This window comes from Peribacillus sp. NPDC056705 (assembly GCF_043656335.1).
Map to the genome: position 1 here is coordinate 90,356 of NZ_JBHTYI010000005.1, position 18,895 is coordinate 109,250.

Sequence of the window (18,895 nt, forward strand, 5' to 3'; positions counted from 1 at the left end):
TCAATTAACATTGAATTGGAATTTACCCCATGGTTCCAAATAATCGAGGAGAAAAATTTCCTCTTCCGCTATTCGGCCAACTACATTTGTTTTCCCCGAATTCTTCATTTCCTTCAATGCAATCTGCAGTTCCCCTTTATATTGTCCATAGAGCTCATTTTCAATTAAAATATCACCGCGTCTAATATCAGGCGTATATGTTGGTTTAAATTCTTCACCCTTATATTTCACGCGTGATTGAGTCGAGCGAATAAGGTAATCGGAAACATCACCACGGTAAAAATGGAATTCTTCCAATACTATTTTTTTCTCTAAAGCTGTTATGGTGTCGTGAAGGTTAACATTAAATGTTAACAGACCGCTGTTTAACAGGCTAAGCTGCTTCAATTCATCTTCGGATGCGTAGGCATTTGCAATAATTACATCATCAATCAACCCTGTCGCATACAAGTGTTTCGCTTGTGTCGTAATGGGCAATTCCCGGTGCATTTCCAATGTACATAATCCTTCCATTATAGGCCAAGGTCCGTACGTTGCTGCATGAGAGCTTATGAAAGCTGACGTGCGGATATTATGCATTTTGAATGACTCACAGCATTTTATAAAATGAGGATAGCTCAGCCCTGCATAGCGATGAGGATAGAAGTTATGCGATCCTACTAAATTCTCTTTATTTGGTTTGTAATCGATAATATTTTCTAAATATTTTGTTGCATTGCTCATATTTATCTCAATTTTGAGACCATATGGATTATGTGTCATAATCGACTCTTCGTTACCTGTAAAGCCCATGTCCAGCCTGATCCCATACGCACCTAATTCTGCAAAAAACGATAAGTCATTATAAGAAATGCCTAGCGAACCGAATACTCGGGGAGCAATATCGACCATCACTTCCATATTCAATTGATTGGCATAACGAATCGATTCTTTAAATTCTTTTAAAATCTTCTCTTTGTCACCTTCGACGGATAGCAAGCAAGTAAAGATCTTTTTGAATCCATATTTGTGTGCAAGTGCAATGTATTCCATGTCTTTCTCAACGGTTGAATGCTCTGGATAGATAGAAATACCGAGTTTACCCATTATTTAATCACCTCTTTACTGTTGTGGAGCTAGCTTTTTTACAATGCGAATCATATGTTCAATTAGCTTTTGTTCACTCATTGCCGTCATCAAATGATCCTGAGCATGAATCATTAATAATGTTTTCTCACTTGGAACTCCATTCAATTCTGCTTGAATCAGTTTGGTTTGTGTTTTATGGGCCAAGTTCAATTCCTCCTGACCCTGTTTAATTAGATCCTCTGCCTTTTCAAAATTGAATTCTTCCGCTTCTTTCAGTGCGTCGAATGCTAAACCTCTCGCATTTCCACTATGTGATATAATTTCAAAAATTTCCATTTCGTTATTGTTCATTTCAGTTGACATATCATTACACTCCTATTTTATGTTAGATTTTGAAGGTTCATTGGAATACTGTAATCCAAATTTACTGTTTAAAACACCATTCACTTGATGTTCGGTACAGCATTTTCACTGAAAAATCGTGGTAAATATTCTTGATGCGCTTTTAAAAGTTTTTGTAAAACAATTTCCGCCAAGTCATCACTTGGAATAAGCGGGTTAATCGTTAAAGCTAATAACGCTTTATCATAAGAACCTGTAACGGCTGCCTCAGCACCAATTCTTTCAAATGATTTGATTTGTTGAATTAAGCCAAGCACTTGTATGGGTAATTTCCCCATAGACAAAGGAATTGGTCCATTTTTGGTGACGATACAACTTACTTCGACTGCTGAATCATAATCTATATCCGTTAGCGATCCTTTGTTTTGTACATTTAGCACTTGTATGTCTTTTTTATCATTATAAATGGAAGAAATGACGTTACACGCTGCATCACTATAGTAAGCTCCACCACGTTGCTCTAATTGCGGAGGCTTGATGTCAAGGGTTTCATCCTTGTATAGGTCAAACAAACCTTCTTCCAGTTTTTTCACAACTTCCGCTCGAGTTTCCCCAGATTTGAATGCTTCCAACTCTTCTTCTAAAATCGTTTTTGTTTTGTAATAATAACGATGGTACGGGCAAGGCACCACTCCTAAAGATTTCAAAAATCTTCTGTTCCAAGCCAATGGGGCAATATTCTTCATCGTCAGTTGAATTTCAGGATTGCCAAGCATTTCAAGCACTTTATCCGTGACTTCTTGATCATCAACGAACACATGCATCCCGAATACCATATGGTTTAACCCGGCGAAATCCATGTGCACTCTCTTCATATCAACACCAAGCATGTTGGAAATAGACATATGCATATTAAATGGAACATTGCATACCCCAATGACTTTTTTATGCTTGCTGTAGCGGAGAAGGGCTTCCGTTACCATCCCAGCTGGATTTGTGAAATTAATTAACCATGCATCCGGGCAGAGCTCTTGCATTTCTTCTGCAATTTCCAGAAGAATGGGGATAGTTCGTAATGCTTTGGACAATCCTCCTGCGCCATTTGTTTCTTGACCAATTAAGCCTAATTCCAATGGGATCCGCTCGTCCTTGATTCGTGCATCAAGTAAACCCACTCTCATTTGCGTTGTGACAAAATCGGCATTTTGCAAGGCTTGACGGCGATCTAACGTTAGATGTATTTCCATTGGGAGTCCTGCTTTTTCAACCATACGTTTTGCTAAAGTTCCTACAATCTCCAGTTTTTCTTTTCCTGCCTCAATATCCACTAACCACAATTCCCTAATAGGCAACTCCTTATATCGTTTAATAAAACCTTCTATTAATTCTGGTGTATAACTGGAGCCTCCACCAATCGTGGCAATCTTCAACCCGTTTTTCATTTCCATTCCCCTAACACCTCATTGTAAGCTAATCTGAATTCTTCATTTATTTATAGATGATTGCATAACAAACCAATGCGCTTACCGCTAATAAAGACAAGAATAATAGTCCTGCTTGTTTCTTGTTTTTAAACTTACCTTCAACAAAACAAACAACCATCGTCAATCCTGCGCTTATGGCAAAGGTATTTCCCATGTATAGTGATAATTGTTCATTTATCTCAAAGGCATCCATTAATCTGTTAAAGATAAAATTAAAAACAAGAATGAAGCTAAAAAATAGTAAGGCACTTTTGTAACTAAAAAAGTGGATTCTGGAAGTTGAATTCATGTTCATTCCCCCTCTCAATTCATAAAAGGAGTTTGGAGCATTTAGTCCCAAACTCCCTTTTAGGTATTCCTTATAAAGCGATATTTTTATGATCCGTTGTTTCTACCATGTTTTCTTGCGCTAAAAGCTTTTTATCGTACATCTTAAAGAATGGCAGATAAATAATAACGGAAATGGTTAAATTCACCATCACCAGAACAATGGCTCTCCAATCACCGCCTGTTGAAAGGTAGGCACCTATTGGAGCGGGCAGTGTCCAGGGAACCATTACATAAGTCGGGTTCACCAGTCCGATGGACGTTGCTATATAGGCAAGTGTTGCACCAATTAGCGGTGTAATGATAAATGGAATAATCAGTACCGGGTTCAGTACAATCGGCATCCCAAAGATGACAGGTTCATTGATGTTAAAAATGCTTGGTACAATTGTTGCTTTCCCCATTGCTTTACTATAGGTGGACTTTGCCGTTAAGAGCATGGCTATTACTAAACCCAATGTTGCACCAGACCCGCCAATCCAAATAAACCATTGGAAAAATGTTTCAGGAGCGATGTGGGGAATTGCCTTTCCAGCAGCAACCGCAGCAGAGTTATTTCCCAAGTATACTTCCCAAACCGGACGAGCTACGGCACCTACGACTGATACGCCATGAATACCAAATGACCAAAAGAATGTAATCAAAAATACTGGAATTAATACACCTGGCAATGTATCGCCTGCACTGATGAGTGGTGCAACCGCTTTATCGACAAGTGAGTGTAAATCAACAGCAAAAACGACTGTAATTAAAGTCATAACAAGCAGTACAATTGAAACTGGTATTAATGCTTCAAATGAACGGGCCACTGAAGTTGGAACAGAATCCGGCATTTTGATTGTGATATTTTTTGTCTTACAAAGACGTAAAATTTCGACAGCAAAAATGGATACAATCATTCCTACAAAAAGACCATGGCCGCCGAGATTTGTCATTGGCAGAACAAATCCCACATCATCCATCGTCTTTACACCAATTGTGAACAAGAAGGCTGCTAATGATAGTAAACCTCCAGATAGCGGATCAAGTTTATAGCTTTGAGATAAACTGTAGCCTATACCAAAAGTAATATATAGCGTCATGATGAACATCGTTAATCGATATGGTATTAAAATTTCAGCTATATGTTTTGCAGACCATTCACCTAATGCAGTATCTGCTGCAACGGGCGGAAATGCGATGATCAAGAATAAACTGCCAAAGATGATGAAAGGTAACGCAGAAACCACTCCATCCCGAATTGCGCGTAAATGTTTTTGCTCAGACAATTTAGCCATAGGTGTTGAAAGATTATTTTCTAAAAAAGCTACAAACTTGTCCATTCGTGTTTTCCCCTTTTACGTTTAGTGAAAAGAAATAGTAATTAGTTTATTATTTTGCTAGTTCCGTTACCAGTTTTAGTAGTTTAGGTCCGCCAAGAGGGCTGTAAGCTTGGGCTGGTATGGCTTCACATGGGACGCCCGCTTCATCTGCCGATGCCTTAAAGCCATCGAAACGATGTTTGACTTGCGGAGCTACCATTGCAACATCCCAGCCATTTCGTACTTCCGCATCAAATTCTTGAGTGCCGACTGCCAATACTTCTATGGTTACACCCTGTTTTTCCCCTTCCTTCTTTAAAGCGCTTACAACGATTGCACTAGACATTCCACCTGAACATACGAATAATACCTTCATTCTTTTTTCCTCCAATTTTTTTATTTTTTTTATAAAAAGCGTTAAATCGTTTTTCTTATGAATCCTTGTGCCTTCACTAAACGATTTGAGGCTTCTTCATATGATACATTCGTTAAAATCATGACAATTGCGATCTTAGGCTGGGCATGTGCCTTTTCTAAAAATTCACCTGCAATTTCATAGCTACATTCAGTAGCATCCATGATAATACGTTTTGCACGTTCAACTAGCTTTTCATTAGTTAACTGTAAATCTACCATTAAATTTCCATAAACTTTTCCAACTCCAACCATTGAAGCGGTGGAAAGCATGTTGCATACTAACTTTTGCGATGTTCCAGCTTTTAAACGTGTAGAACCCGTCAGGACTTCAGGCCCGTTTACAACTTCAATCGCAACTTTTGCAATCTTACCTATCTCAGAACCTTTGTTACAGCTTATCGACACAGTTCCTGCACCAACTTGATTGGCATATTCCAATCCAGCAATAACATATGGAGTGCGACCACTGGCTGCAATGCCCACTACGACGTCCCTGTTTGTTAATTCGATTTTCTTCAAATCTTCAGGACCTAATTCAAAACTGTCTTCAGCACCTTCCACTGCCTTAATGAAAGCCTTTTCCCCACCAGCTATAAGACCCACTACTTCACTAGGATCGGTATTGAATGTCGGGGGACATTCTACCGCATCCAATAAACCGATGCGCCCGCTTGTTCCTGCACCCATGTAAATTAATCTGCCGTTTTTTTTCATGGCTTCGACGATCATCTCCACGGCTTTAGAAATTTGCGGAAGTTCTTTTTTTACACAATGGGCAACTTTGATGTCTTCTTCGTTCATTACCTCTAAAAACTCAAGTGTTCCCATTTCATCCAAACTCATGGTCTTTTCATTACGACGCTCTGTCGTTAAATGCTCTAGCATACATATCATCCTTTTTTATTTCAGTGGTGAAAGTGGTGAAACTTTTTTTAGCTATAGAGAATATATCATTATTAAAAATTAATTTCAATATTGTGTATACATTTTTAAAAATTAATTTTAAAATAAATGGAGATAGCTAAATGATTATTATCTTTCTACTAAAATTGGAATGTAAACTGACTAGCCATCTTATGAACCAAACCTCCGATTCTTTTTATTGTTTAGATCTTATCTCACTATTCATATGTAACAAATTCATATATTCATTATTTGTTAACGCTTACAAATAATTAAATATAACTATTTAATGAAATGAGGTTTTACTATTGATGAATGAAAGAATTACAAAGACAAGATTTGGTTCACTGGCGCTAGCCGCTTTAGTGGGAGGATCACTTCTCCTTCCATCCGATTTGATTGCACATGCAGAAACGGGGACGATTCCTCAGCAAACTACTTATGTAAAACAGGAACTGCGCGCAACTTGGATTGCAACTGTGTTAAATATTGACTGGCCGTCCAAACCAGGTTTACCCATATCAGCACAGAAAGAAGAATTCATAAAATATTTGGATGAACAAAAAGCAATGGGGATGAATGCTGTCGTTATGCAAATTAAACCAACTGCAGATGCTTTTTACCCATCTGATTACGGTCTTTGGTCAAAATATTTAACAGGAATCCAAGGAAAAGATCCTGGGTATGACCCTCTTGCATTCATGGTAGAAGCAGCACATGATCGTAATATGGAATTTCATGCATGGTTTAATCCATATCGCATTACTATGCCTTTAGGCAAGACAGCTGAATTATCGGATATTGATAACCTTCCAGAATCTCATCCTGCTAGAAAGCACCCTGATTGGGTCTTACCTTATGGGCAACAGTTGTACTTTGACCCAGGCATTCCTGGCGTACAACGGTTTGTGATCGATGGAATAATGGAAGTTGTTAAGAATTATGATATTGATGCAGTCCATATGGACGATTATTTCTATCCTTACAAGATTGCAGGAGTACCATTCCCAGATGAAATTTCCTATCAAAAATATGGAGCAGGTAGATTTACAAATGTGGAAGATTGGCGAAGGGATAATGTAAATAACCTTGTTAAGAATATAAATGAAGAAATCAAGGCAGAAAAATCATATGTGAAGTTTGGTATAAGTCCATTTGGAGTTTGGCGCAACCAAGCAGTTGATCCCACAGGATCTGACACTGCCGCTGGACAAACGAATTACGATGATTTATATGCGGATACCAGGACGTGGATCAATAATGGATACATTGATTATATTGCACCTCAATTATATTGGAATATAGGATTGCCAGTAGCTGACTATGCCAAACTTCTTGATTGGTGGACAAAAGAAGTCGAAGGTAAAAATGTTCAACTCTATATTGGACAAGGAGACTATAAAATTAATACAGAGTCCAATGGTGTCCAAAACTGGTTCAATCCCGAAGAAATGCCAAACCAGTTAAAACTGAATCGAACATATAAGGAATTTGATGGAAGCATGCATTTCAGTGCCAAAGATTTACGGAAAAACCCCCTTGGGATTGCGGATCGTTTAAGTGAGGATATTTATAAGCATCCCGCATTGGTTCCTGCCATGCCTTGGGTCGATGATCATGCCCCAAAGGCTCCAAAGGTGAGCAAGGCAACACAAGCAGGAGATGGAATACAATTTGAAATTCACGATCACAAGCAATCAGATGCATCCTATTATGCCATTTATCGTTTTGATGGGAAGAAAAAAGGAAACATAGAAGACTCAACGAACTTACTTGCCACAGTGCATAAAGAAAATAAACGTCAACTATATATTGACAACAGTGTAGAGAAAGGAAAGACATACACATATGTTGTGACTGCCTTAGACCGAACCCACAATGAAAGTAAACAAACTAAACAGATTAATATAAAGGTAAAATAAATAGCTTTACGGTTCAAGAAGCATGTCAGTGAACAATGGACATAAGTTATATATAAAACAATATGTTAGAAATGGTCTTAACTTAGTACCATTTACTGTTTATGATGCTAAATTGGGATTATAAAAGAATCGAAGTAGGTGGAATGACGATGTACATAGTTGGATTAATGTCCGGAACATCACTGGATGGAATTGATGCCGCACTTGTTCGGGTGAATAATAGTGGACTCGAGACTGAAATGGAAATGATTGAGTTCATGACATGCCCTTTTCCAAAAGATATTGAAAAAGAAATTATGCAGTCTTTATCTGCAGACACATCCAATGTTCAATTAATATGCAGTTTGAATTTTAAATTAGGAAAATTATTCGCCAATGCGGTAAAGGAAGTTTGTCATAAAGCTGGATTTCCCATTAATAATCTGGATCTTATTGGATCCCATGGACAAACCATTTACCATCAGCCTTTAAAGGACCAAAATTATATACCCTCCACTTTGCAAATTGGGGAAGCTGCAGTAATTGCTCACGATACAAACACACTTGTTATCTCAAATTTTCGTACGATGGACATGGCAGCTGGTGGACAAGGAGCTCCTCTTGTTCCTTTTACCGAATACATTCTTTATAGAAGTGAAGGGAAGGGAAGATTACTTCAAAACATAGGGGGCATTGGAAATGTTACCGTCTTACCCAAGCAAGCATCTCTTGATGACATGTATGCTTTTGATACAGGGCCTGGGAATATGATCATTGATGAAGTATGCCGCCAATTGTTCAATATAAGCTATGACGAAGGTGGTAACATAGCTAAACAAGGAAAAATCAATGAAGAACTTTTATCTTATTGCATCAGTCATCCTTATATTATGAGCCGTCCACCAAAATCAACTGGCAGGGAATTGTTTGGCAAGGAATATGTAGTAAAACTATTAAAGATGTTTGAATCACTTCCAAGTCAAGATATTTTAGCAACAGTAACGATGTTTACAGCAAAGTCCATTGTGGAGAACTATCGAAATTTCATCTTTCCAAAAACCAATATTGAAGAAGTGATTATTGGCGGAGGTGGAAGCTATAACAAAACGTTATTAAATATGATTCAATCAATGCTTGGGAATTCCATACAAGTCTTGACTCAAGAAGATTTGGGATACTCTTCCGAAGCGAAAGAAGCGGTGGCCTTTGCATTACTTGCAAATGAGACCTTCCATGGTAATACAAGTAACGTTCCCAAGGCTACCGGAGCTGAATTCAATGTCATCCTTGGAAACATGACCTTCCCTCCTTTACATCGGATTAGCAAATAAACATAAGATAAAATAGGTTTAATAAAAGCCTCCCTTCCCCCTTGGATTTCTTAAGGGGTTTTTTCATTTGATCCGTCATAAATTCACTATTATGGCAATCACCTAGTATGATAGCGATGCCCCCCGTATATAACCGTAAATGGACCACCCACTTGGTTTATTTATCCTGAAGCAGCTATTTGAAGAAAATAACGTCACGATTGGATTTTCCATTGAAGGTATGTATGCTTTTTAACCATTGGAAAAGAGCAGAAAGCACATCAATATTTGATGTGCCTTCTGCTCTTTTTGAACACCTGAAAATCATGGTGGACTATTCCATTCTATTTATTTACTTGCCTAGCAGCATGGAGACATACTTCACTTCTAAATATTCATCCATGCCGTAGTGTCCCCCTTCCCTGCCTATACCACTTTCCTTCATGCCTCCAAATGGGGCTTGGGCAGTGGATGGGGCACTGTCATTAATACCGACGATTCCATATTCAAGACTATCCGAATAGGCAACTGCCTTATTTAATGACTCTGTATACACATAAGCTGCCAGGCCAAAATTCGTGTTATTGGCCCGATCGATCGCCTCTTGATCGGTTTTGAATGTACTGACCGGTGCAATTGGCCCAAACGTTTCTTCCTGCATGCACAGCATATCATCCGTAACATTGGAAAGTATGGCTGGTGCGATAAAATAGCCTTGTTTTTCATCGACTTTTGAGGTTTTATGGATGATGGCCCCTTTACTTGCAGCATCCTCTAATTGATGTTGGACTTTTTCAACTGCGGCTCCATCTATCAATGGACCAAGGTCGGTCCCTTCCATACCATTTCCAACCTTCAAAGCTAAAACGGCTTCTTTAAAAGCTTGTAAAAACGGCTGTTCAATTGTCTCATGGACGAATATTCGGTTCGCACAAATACATGTTTGTCCCGCATTCCTGAATTTCGATTGAATCAAACCGGTTACTGCTTCTTCGATATTCGCATCTTCAGCAATGATGAACGGAGCCAATCCACCGAGTTCAAGCGAGACTTTCTTTACTGTTTCTGCTGCCTTTTTCATTAAATGTTTCCCTACAGGAGTGGAGCCAGTAAATGTGATCTTTTTAACACGTGAATCATTCATCCAGACGTCTGACACATCTCCCGGTTTTTGTGTTGTCACAATATTTATCACTCCGGCCGGAATGCCTGCTTCCTGGGCACTTTCAACTAATAGCAAAGCGGTCAAAGGCGTTTGTTCCGCTGGTTTGATGACCACTGTACATCCTGCAGCAAGGGCTGGAGCCACTTTCCTCGTGATCATGGCAGCAGGAAAGTTCCACGGGGTAATGGCAGCGACGACACCGACTGCCTGCTTTTGCACTAAAATACGTTTTGAAGCAACAGAGGCTGGAATGATCTCCCCATAGTTACGCTTTGCCTCTTCAGCAAACCATTTCACGAAACTTGAAGCATATTTCATTTCACCTTTTGCTTCGGCCAATGGCTTTCCTTGTTCCAGTGTCATGATCGTTGCGATTTCATCCAGCCTGTTCTCAATGATCGTGTACCACTTCTCAAGTAATTCCGCCCTATGGTAAGCACTGGTTTTCGACCAAGTCAGAAAAGCAGCTTGAGCTGCATCCACAGCGGCCTTTGCCTCTTTTTCGTTAGCGTCCGGAACATAACCCACAGGCTCCAATGTTGCTGGATTTTCCACTACAAAATGACGCTCTGTATGAACAGGTTCGCCGTTTATATAAATTGGCCATTTTTCCACTACTTTTTTCATCCTGCTTTAATCTCCTCTTCTTCTGCATGCTCTGTAAAAGTCTTATCATTCTCACCTTTGAAAAAGTCCCTGCCATATAGAAGGACACATAATAGAATTCCCGCTGCAAACGCCATTCCAGCACCTTTTATAACAAGGATGGCAGCGACGACCCCTGCAATTCCCAGGTCGCGTTGGCTCTTCGCCTGCATCACACCGACGCGTACGCTAACATACCCTTGAACCAAAAGCGTTAGGGCCAAGGCCACACCGAGAATCGGTTCAACCAAGCTGACTACCGGCAATAAGAATAACCCTGTATTCGTACCCCAACGGAACGAGCCCGCACCGCCGAAGAAAGAATTCATCGCTTTCTTGCCATTTTTGAACCGTTCCACAACCACGACCTGCATGGCTGCCCACAACGGACCGCACATCGTTATATCAGGTCCGATAAAACTCATGATCACATTTCGGCCGCCAAAAATTAAATGAGCTCTGTTTGGATTATAGTCCACTTTTTCATCCTCCCTGACCTCATCGGATTCAGAAAGCAACGCTTTTGTTTTCAGCACATCCCCGAATACCACTAAATAAGTGGCAAAAACAGCTGGAATCGCACTTAAAAAGAAGGTCAAGGCAGGGAAACCTAAACCGAACACAGTATAGTCCGACCAAAGCGTAGCAAAGTCCGGACTGCTGAAACCCCATTGAATATCAGGCCATTTTGCTTCACCAAAAATAGGGGCTACAAAAACAGCAAGCAAGATTGCTGGCAATATCCCTAAATTGCCTATGAATACCCAAATTTTATTTCGCATTTTTAATTTCCCGAAATTTTTTGAAAAAAGCAAGTAAAAGGCAAATCCGATGCAAATGCTTATTGTATAAGGAAATAAATCAAACTTTCCACCCACTTCGAAAATGGATACGACAGCACCAATTCCTGCCCCTAAAATGATGCCCGATTTAATTGCATTCGGCACTAATCGTACGACCTTACTCGCAAGTCCGGTCATTCCAAGCACTATTGATAAAATACCTAATGTTAATTGAAATGCAACGAGTGCATAGACTCGATCAGGTCCTTCCGGAAATTGCCCGACGAACAATACAAGCAGTGGAACTGCAGGTGTAATCCAACCTGGTATTACTGGGTCCCCGAGTAAATGATGTGCTAAATACAATAATCCATTCAAGACAACGACGGCTAGAGCTACATCAAAAGGCATCCCCAGATGGTCTGCAAGCAGCGTAATCGCTCCAAGGTCAACTGCACACATCAATAACCCTTGAACATAGTCAGGCCACTCAAAACGATAATGGACAAATGGAAGTCTAATCTTAAAAGGTCCCGCAGGTATATACGATGTTTCATCTCCGTAGCGACGGTTTTTCCATTTCATATTGTTTCCTCCACTTAAAAGCCATAGGCTGAACGATAAATTTTTTCGATATCCCGAACGTTTAATGCACGGGGATTATTGCGAAGTAAACGGACTTGTTTGATGGCCTCAGCGGCCATTTCACTTAAAGCCGATTCAGGAATGTCAAATTCTCTTAGTGACTCAGGTATATCTACGTAACGGCATATTCTGGTCATCGCTTCTATAGCTTTATCCGCTGCCTCATCGTCATTTAAATGATTGACTTTCTCTCCAAGTGCTTCAGCAATGTCTCTGAACCTTTCCAAACATGCAATTTTATTCCACTTCATGACAAATGGCAGTAATAATGAATTGCTGACTCCATGTGATAGATGGAAGCGGCCTCCAAGAGGATAAGCTAAGGCATGGACAGCTCCAACACCTGCATTTCCAAAAGCTAACCCTGCCATTAGGCTTCCCGTGATCATGGCTTCACGTGCTTCCAGATTATCTGGTGCAGCATAAGCCTTTGGTAAATTTTTTGCGATTAACTTCATGGCACCAATTGCCAAAGCATCTGTAACGGGCGAAGCAAATTTGGAAATATAAGCCTCTACCGCATGGACAAGTGCATCCACTCCGCTCGCAGCCGTCACACTTGGCGGGCAAGTCAGCGTCATGACAGGCGATACGATCGCTACATCCGGTAAAAGATATGTACTAACAATCCCCTTCTTCACCTGTTCTTTTTTGTCCGATAAAATCGAAATATTCGTCACTTCAGACCCGGTTCCGGCCGTCGTCGGTATGGCTATTAAAGGCAGACCCGGAACTTCAATCAAATTCGTACCGAAATATGTCTCGATGCTACCTGAATTTGTAGCCATGACGGAAGAGGCTTTCGCAATATCCATCGCACTACCCCCGCCTACCGCAATCAGTCCATCATGATTTCCCTCCCTGATAGACCGTACACATAGCTCAACGATTTCAATTTCCGGTTCAGGATTCACATCCGAGAAAATACCGTATGCTGATGAAAGTAGATCCTCAACCTTTTGCACCACCCCGGCATCCAGTAAAATTTTATCTGTAACTATCAACGGATTCTTCATCCCTAATCGCTTGACCTCATCAGTCAGCTGCTGTAAAGAATCTGATCCTGTCACCAATTTGTTAGCCATTGAAAAAATAGAAATATTCATGGTCATCTCCCCTTTCATGTTTTTACTAATGCAGGAATCATGCCAAAGTGAAAACGCTTAATTTATCAGGGGGATAGCCTTTTTTTCGTGGATAACAAGAGAAATTACGAGTAGAAATCAAATCAAAAAAACTAATTCGATTCGTTTTCTAATCGAATGTGAAATTTTTTCATTTTTTGCACTAAAGAGCTTTGACTGATATCCAATGAGATGGCCGCAGCCCTTGTAGTCCCATATTTTTTCATCGCATTCAGGATCAGGGATCGCTCCAGCTCGGAAACGGCATCCTTCAATGAATGTTTTGTAGTTTTTTTTGATATGACCGGCTGGATGAAAGATGGTAAATTAGGCAAATCAATCGTATCGTCATAAGTCGTGACGACCAGTCGCTCTGCAAGGCTCGCGAGCTCACGTATATTACCAGGCCACGAATAGTTCGTCAGCCATTCATAGCATTCAGGTGTCATCTTTTTCTTTTCATTATATTTTTCATTGAATTTTTTCAAATACATTTCTAAAAGTGGGATCGTTTCTTCCTTTCGCTGGCGTAAGGGCGGGACTTCAAATGATACGATATTAAGCCGGTAATATAGATCTTCGCGGAAAGACCCTTCTTGAACGAGGGAGGCAAGATCCCGATGGGTGGCTGTAATTAACCTGACATCCACCTCTTTCATTTCGGTAGAACCTACTCTCATGAACTTGTTTTCTTCTACCACTTTCAAAAGTTTCACCTGTAACTCTAAAGGTAAATCCCCAATTTCGTCCAAAAATAACGTGCCACCATTCACTTTCTCGAAAATCCCCATTTTCCCATTCTTAAGGGATCCGGTAAACGCCCCTGGTTCATATCCAAAAAGTTCAGATTCCACCAAGCTCGCAGGGATCGCCCCGCAATTTAATTCAAGGAAAATTTTTTCCTTCCTGGAGCTTTTGGCATGTATGTACTTGGCGATTAAACTCTTCCCTACTCCCGTTTCCCCCTGTAACAAGATTTTCGCATCCGTTTTAGCTACTTTATCTGCCAGTTTAAATAAGGGAGTTGTAGAAGGCCCAATGATTATTTCTTGTAAATTGACCTGTTCCGAGCCAGGCAATAATTGAGAAATAGGTTGGAAGGATAGCTTTTGACTGTCAATCGTATACTTCATCCGGATTAATTCAGTTATATCCCTTACACTATTTATGACAAATATGACTTCGTTCTGTGGCGATAGAATAGGTGTGGCCGATACGATAATCTTTCTTCCATTTCGGATTCTTTGCGTCAAAGTAACTTGATTTTTCGTCAGGATAGAGTCCAATGAAGCGGAAACGGATATCATACCCTGCTCAATTAAATAACTCATCGGTTTTCCGATAATTTCCTCTTCTCTTATTCCGGTAATACGCTGGTAAGCTTGATTGATAAATAATGTCGTTCCAGCACCATCCGTGATATATACGCCGTCATACAGGGCATTAAATACAACCCTGCATAAATCACTCTCAAAGAATGCTTGAAATTGTTCATATGGTATGGAGTAATTGCGTAAATTTTGTAGTTGTGCATTCACAGTAATGAAATGGGAAATGGGCTTCGTCAAATCACTCTGTTGCACTGCCGCAGATAACGCCTCTATTGTCAAAAATCCGATGAAAACTTCTGAATCATCCAAAACTTCCACTTCTGTGCTTCCTATGGGAAAACATGATATTGCTTCCTCCACTGTCATATCCGAATAAAACTTAGTCATCAATATCCACTCCTAACCTGATCCCTTTATGATACTATGTATAAATGCTAAACCGATAAAACAAATCAATCCATATATGCTATTTCTGATTAAAGCGATAAATATGCACCGGAATGACACTTTAATCATACCAATGGTGTTTTTTATGCTCAAATCCATTTTCAATCACCAAAGGAAAAATTCCCCTTTTGTTGTACGAAAAAGCCTGTTCCTTTGGATCCTCAACTCTCCATTATTTGATAGAAACCATATCTAAGGAGTTGAAGGTGTTCATATGTATTTTGACCATCTTTCCACATATGGCTTTTTTACAATTAGTCCGTTGATTTCCGCTCCAGGCGCTCGCTTTCCGCGGGCGGTCCGGGAGCCTCCTCGGCGCTTTTGCGCCTGTAGGTTCTCCATTGAACGCGCTTTTCTAAGCAGGAGTCTCGCTCACCCACTCCAATCAACATTGTTTTAACATTTAGACAGAACTATTATTTAAAATAGAAGGGTTAAGACCTGAGATGATGAGGATGCTTTTTTTACATATTTCTATTCAGCGAGACCAACTAATGCAAGCGAACCATTTGGTTCGTAATATTTAGGCTGCCATTGATTAACCTAAAGGGGGTCGGATTTTTTATTTCCGTTCCTTTTTGTTACAAACCAAAAACCTAATCCGTATTTGGATTAGGTTTTTGGTTTGATTAAAGAAGGTAAGTTGCTTCATTTCCAATCATATGCTTAATTTGGGAACCAGCCTACAGGTTTTACATCGAGATTAATGTTGATTTGCTTAATTTCCTGGTATTCATCCAAGCCGTATTTTCCTAAACTGCGTCCAATCCCGCTCTGTTTGTAACCGCCCCATGGCGCCTCGACATATGTTGGATGATAATCATTCACCCATGTAATCCCCGCCCGCACTTTCTTGATCACACGCAATCCTTTTGCGCCATCGTTAGTGAAGACGCCCCCTGCAAGGCCGTAGTCTGTATCATTTGCAAGTTTAATAGCTTCTTCTTCATCTTTAAACTTTTGAATGACAACGACCGGACCGAAGATTTCCTCTTGTACGATGCGCATGTCAGGTGTTACATCGGTGAAGACAGTCGGTGCAATGAAGTATCCTTTATCAAGGCCGTCATCAACAAGACGGTAACCGCCTGCTGCAAGTGTCGCCCCTTCCTGTTTGCCGATTTCAATATAATATAAAATGCTATTCATTTGCGCTTCGCTGACAATTGCCCCCATGTTGCTGTCTTCTGCAAGACCAGGTCCAACTTTGATTTTATTCGCGCGTTCCACATAGCGTTTTACATATTCATCATAAATGCTTTCTTCAACCAGGATGCGGCTACCTGATGAACATACTTGGCCGGCACCGAAGAAGATGCCAAATAATCCGTAATCGATGGCTGTCTCTAAATCTGCATCGGCAAAAACGATGTTAGGTGATTTACCGCCAAGCTCAAGGGAAATTTTCTTTAAGTTGCCCGCGGCCGCTTTCATGATAGTGCGGCCAACATCCGTACTTCCCGTAAATGATACAATGTCAACGTCCTTGCTTTCTGCAATGGTTTGACCGACAACAGTGCCGCGCCCCATCACCATATTAGCCACACCTTTAGGGATGCCGACTTCCTCTAGAATTTCAAATAATTTCATTGCTGTTACAGGTGTCACTTCAGCCGGTTTATATACAATGGTGTTACCCGCCGCAAGGGCCGGTGCGATTTTCCAGACACTCATTAGAAGAGGGAAATTCCAAGGTACTATCAAACCGGCTACACCTACTGGCTCACGAACGACCATCGCTTGCACGGGAGCGGGAACTTGATAAGTTTCCCCTTCCGGATGAAGGACCAAACCAGCGTAGTAACGGAAACACGCGGCGGCATCGGCAATATCGAAACCTGCCTCTGCTTTAAGTTTACCGTTGTCCATTGTTTCGAGAATCGTTAACTCTTCCGCACGTTCATCAATTTTATCAGCGATTTTATATAGATAGGAAGCTCGCTCCTGTGCCGTCAGTCCTGACCAGATTCCACTTTCAAAAGCTGCTTTCGCAACTGAGATTGCCTTTTCAGTATCTTCCTTGGTGGCACGAGGAGCCCTTGCAATGACTTCCTGTGTTGCAGGATTGATTACCGGGATTACTTCATTTGAAGATGAGGATTTCCACTTACCGTCGATGTAATTTTTAAGCTCTAAAACTGCCGTTTCTAAAATTGTCATGTTTTTTGCCTCCGGTTTTCATTATTTTTTTGTAAGTCTGTACGGAATCGTTAAAGTTTTAATACAAGTCTGTCGTCCTTCGCACGTGAGCAGCATGTCAAGATTGACTTACGTGATTGGCGATTTTGTTCGCTAAGGAAGAAATCCCGGTGATCCACTTCACCTACTGCAACATCTACCTCACAACTTCCGCACCCTCCCACTTTACAAGAATAAGGTGCATCAATTCCTTCCCTTAATAGCGCATCAAGCAGTGTTTCACCTTCATGAACATGGATGGAACGATCGCTGTCTGTAAGGTCGACAATGAAAGGATCTTGCGGCCCATCATTTTTTGTCGCAAATAATTCGAAGTGGATCGCATGTTCCGGATAACCATAGGAACTGGCGGCTTTTCGATACTCTTGAACCATCTCGATTGGTCCGCAAAAATATACATGCGTGCCAATGCGATGATCCTTCATCGTCTCAGGCATCATTCTGCGTTTGTCTTCTGCCTGCGAAAAATAAAAGGTGCATTGATCAGGGTATTTGGCTTTCAACAGATCATAAAAAGCACATAATTCCGGTGTGCGCGCTGAATAATGGAGTTCGAAGGTTTGGCCTTCGGCAGCCATGTCTTCCATCATTGCCAGAAATGGGGTGATGCCGATTCCAGCTGCATAAAAAGCATGATGCTTTGCTCGAAAGCTGAGAGGGAAGTTGTTTTTAGGGAAACTGACTTCCAACCTGGAATCTATCTGTACATGATCATGCCAGAAAGCGGAACCTCCGCGTGACGCCTCATCACGCCGAATGGAAATTGCATATTTTTCACGTTCCCTTGGGTTGCTGATAAGGGAGTATTCCCTTTCGAAGATCGTATCCCCGGCCGGCATGAATGTGGTCAAATGCGAACCGCCTGTAAACGCAGGCAATGGGTTTCCGTCAACTGGAATCAATTCGAACTGTTTTACGAATGGAGTTTCTTGAATGATCTTGTTTACTTTCATTGGAATATTTCCTACTACCCGCATGATGATCAGCTCCCTACTTCTTCTTTTCCGATTGGAATGAATGGGTAACCAATATAACCTTCCCGTACTATGGAATAAAAAGGTCCTATTTCTAGACTTGCTCTGCAATGGTCACATTCGGCAATCTCTGCTTCTTCTTCGACTTCCGACACTTCAAAACATTTCATGCAATATACGTACCGCCGTTTAGGCCCGATAATCACCGTCTGGATCTCAGCTTCAGATAGACCAGCTTCCACCCCGAGCGAGAAGATCATAACAGCATTGTTCCATGCAGCCGCAATATAAAATTGGGTGCCCATCTTTTGTGACAAGATGAATCTCTTAATCTCCTCTTTATCCTCCATTCCGTTAATGTAAATACATTCAAAATGCACTGTACCTGCAAGCTCAGATATAAAACTTTTCGCCTTTTCATATCCGGCTTGATCAGAAATGACGACAAACTTTCTTCGTTCATTCCGAGGAGTAAATTGATTTACGATCGTAATTGATTTATCAAACAATACTGGACTATTGTACAAGGC

16 protein-coding genes are annotated in these 18,895 nt (G+C 40.7%); 2 read left to right on the forward strand and 14 right to left on the reverse strand.

Annotated features, from left to right (window positions below):
* From ACFRAK_RS08940 to murQ, 7 genes are all read right to left on the reverse strand, one after another.
* Complete coding sequence (locus ACFRAK_RS08940) at nt 1-1,086, reverse strand: DUF871 domain-containing protein (protein ID WP_387597328.1); 1,086 nt, start codon at nt 1,084-1,086, stop codon at nt 1-3.
* Nucleotides 1,087-1,101: 15 nt separating this feature from the next.
* Complete coding sequence (locus ACFRAK_RS08945; protein ID WP_076365914.1) at nt 1,102-1,431, reverse strand: PTS lactose/cellobiose transporter subunit IIA; 330 nt, start codon at nt 1,429-1,431, stop codon at nt 1,102-1,104.
* An 80-nt stretch (nt 1,432-1,511) separates the two neighbouring features.
* Complete coding sequence (locus tag ACFRAK_RS08950) at nt 1,512-2,858, reverse strand: 6-phospho-beta-glucosidase (RefSeq protein WP_387597331.1); 1,347 nt, start codon at nt 2,856-2,858, stop codon at nt 1,512-1,514.
* A 40-nt stretch (nt 2,859-2,898) separates the two neighbouring features.
* Nucleotides 2,899-3,183, reverse strand: a complete 285-nt coding sequence (locus ACFRAK_RS08955; RefSeq protein ID WP_387597334.1) for a hypothetical protein — start codon at nt 3,181-3,183, stop codon at nt 2,899-2,901.
* Nucleotides 3,184-3,253: 70 nt separating this feature from the next.
* Nucleotides 3,254-4,543 carry a PTS sugar transporter subunit IIC gene (locus ACFRAK_RS08960; protein WP_387597337.1) on the reverse strand — a complete coding sequence of 430 codons (1,290 nt, stop codon included), beginning with the start codon at nt 4,541-4,543 and terminating at the stop codon, nt 3,254-3,256.
* 49 nt (nt 4,544-4,592) lie between these two features.
* Nucleotides 4,593-4,898 (reverse strand): PTS sugar transporter subunit IIB, encoded by a 306-nt coding sequence (locus ACFRAK_RS08965; protein ID WP_061463755.1) that lies wholly within the window; start codon nt 4,896-4,898, stop codon nt 4,593-4,595.
* 41 nt (nt 4,899-4,939) lie between these two features.
* On the reverse strand, nt 4,940-5,824 hold the full coding sequence (murQ, locus tag ACFRAK_RS08970; protein ID WP_387707773.1) for an N-acetylmuramic acid 6-phosphate etherase: 885 nt from the start codon (nt 5,822-5,824) through the stop codon (nt 4,940-4,942).
* Between the two features lie 329 nt (nt 5,825-6,153).
* Between murQ and ACFRAK_RS08975 the strand changes: the two genes are divergently transcribed.
* Both ACFRAK_RS08975 and anmK read left to right on the forward strand, forming a co-directional pair.
* Nucleotides 6,154-7,764, forward strand: coding sequence for a glycoside hydrolase family 10-like protein (locus ACFRAK_RS08975; RefSeq protein WP_387598187.1), 1,611 nt, complete (start codon nt 6,154-6,156; stop codon nt 7,762-7,764).
* A 149-nt stretch (nt 7,765-7,913) separates the two neighbouring features.
* Nucleotides 7,914-9,074 carry an anhydro-N-acetylmuramic acid kinase AnmK gene (gene anmK, locus ACFRAK_RS08980; RefSeq protein ID WP_387597342.1) on the forward strand — a complete coding sequence of 387 codons (1,161 nt, stop codon included), beginning with the start codon at nt 7,914-7,916 and terminating at the stop codon, nt 9,072-9,074.
* A 331-nt stretch (nt 9,075-9,405) separates the two neighbouring features.
* On the opposite strand, the gene ACFRAK_RS08985 is transcribed toward anmK, so the two are convergent.
* The 7 genes from ACFRAK_RS08985 to ACFRAK_RS09015 all read right to left on the reverse strand — a co-directional run bounded on the left by ACFRAK_RS08985 (nt 9,406) and on the right by ACFRAK_RS09015 (nt 18,892).
* Nucleotides 9,406-10,845: an NAD-dependent succinate-semialdehyde dehydrogenase gene (locus tag ACFRAK_RS08985; RefSeq protein ID WP_394571633.1), complete on the reverse strand. Its 1,440-nt coding sequence runs from the start codon at nt 10,843-10,845 to the stop codon at nt 9,406-9,408.
* A complete protein-coding gene (locus ACFRAK_RS08990; protein ID WP_387597347.1) occupies nt 10,842-12,230 on the reverse strand; it encodes a hypothetical protein in 1,389 nt (462 codons plus the stop codon). The genes ACFRAK_RS08985 and ACFRAK_RS08990 overlap by 4 nt, the downstream gene beginning before the upstream one ends.
* A gap of 14 nt (nt 12,231-12,244) precedes the next feature.
* Complete coding sequence (locus ACFRAK_RS08995) at nt 12,245-13,396, reverse strand: iron-containing alcohol dehydrogenase (protein ID WP_387597350.1); 1,152 nt, start codon at nt 13,394-13,396, stop codon at nt 12,245-12,247.
* 131 nt (nt 13,397-13,527) lie between these two features.
* A complete protein-coding gene (locus tag ACFRAK_RS09000; protein WP_394571634.1) occupies nt 13,528-15,132 on the reverse strand; it encodes a sigma-54 interaction domain-containing protein in 1,605 nt (534 codons plus the stop codon).
* Nucleotides 15,133-15,858: 726 nt separating this feature from the next.
* Nucleotides 15,859-17,352, reverse strand: a complete 1,494-nt coding sequence (locus ACFRAK_RS09005; RefSeq protein WP_387597356.1) for an aldehyde dehydrogenase family protein — start codon at nt 17,350-17,352, stop codon at nt 15,859-15,861.
* 50 nt (nt 17,353-17,402) lie between these two features.
* Nucleotides 17,403-18,368 carry a PDR/VanB family oxidoreductase gene (locus ACFRAK_RS09010; protein ID WP_394571635.1) on the reverse strand — a complete coding sequence of 322 codons (966 nt, stop codon included), beginning with the start codon at nt 18,366-18,368 and terminating at the stop codon, nt 17,403-17,405.
* A 5-nt stretch (nt 18,369-18,373) separates the two neighbouring features.
* Complete coding sequence (locus ACFRAK_RS09015; RefSeq protein WP_394571637.1) at nt 18,374-18,892, reverse strand: hypothetical protein; 519 nt, start codon at nt 18,890-18,892, stop codon at nt 18,374-18,376.
* Between the last annotated feature and the right edge of the window lie 3 nt (nt 18,893-18,895).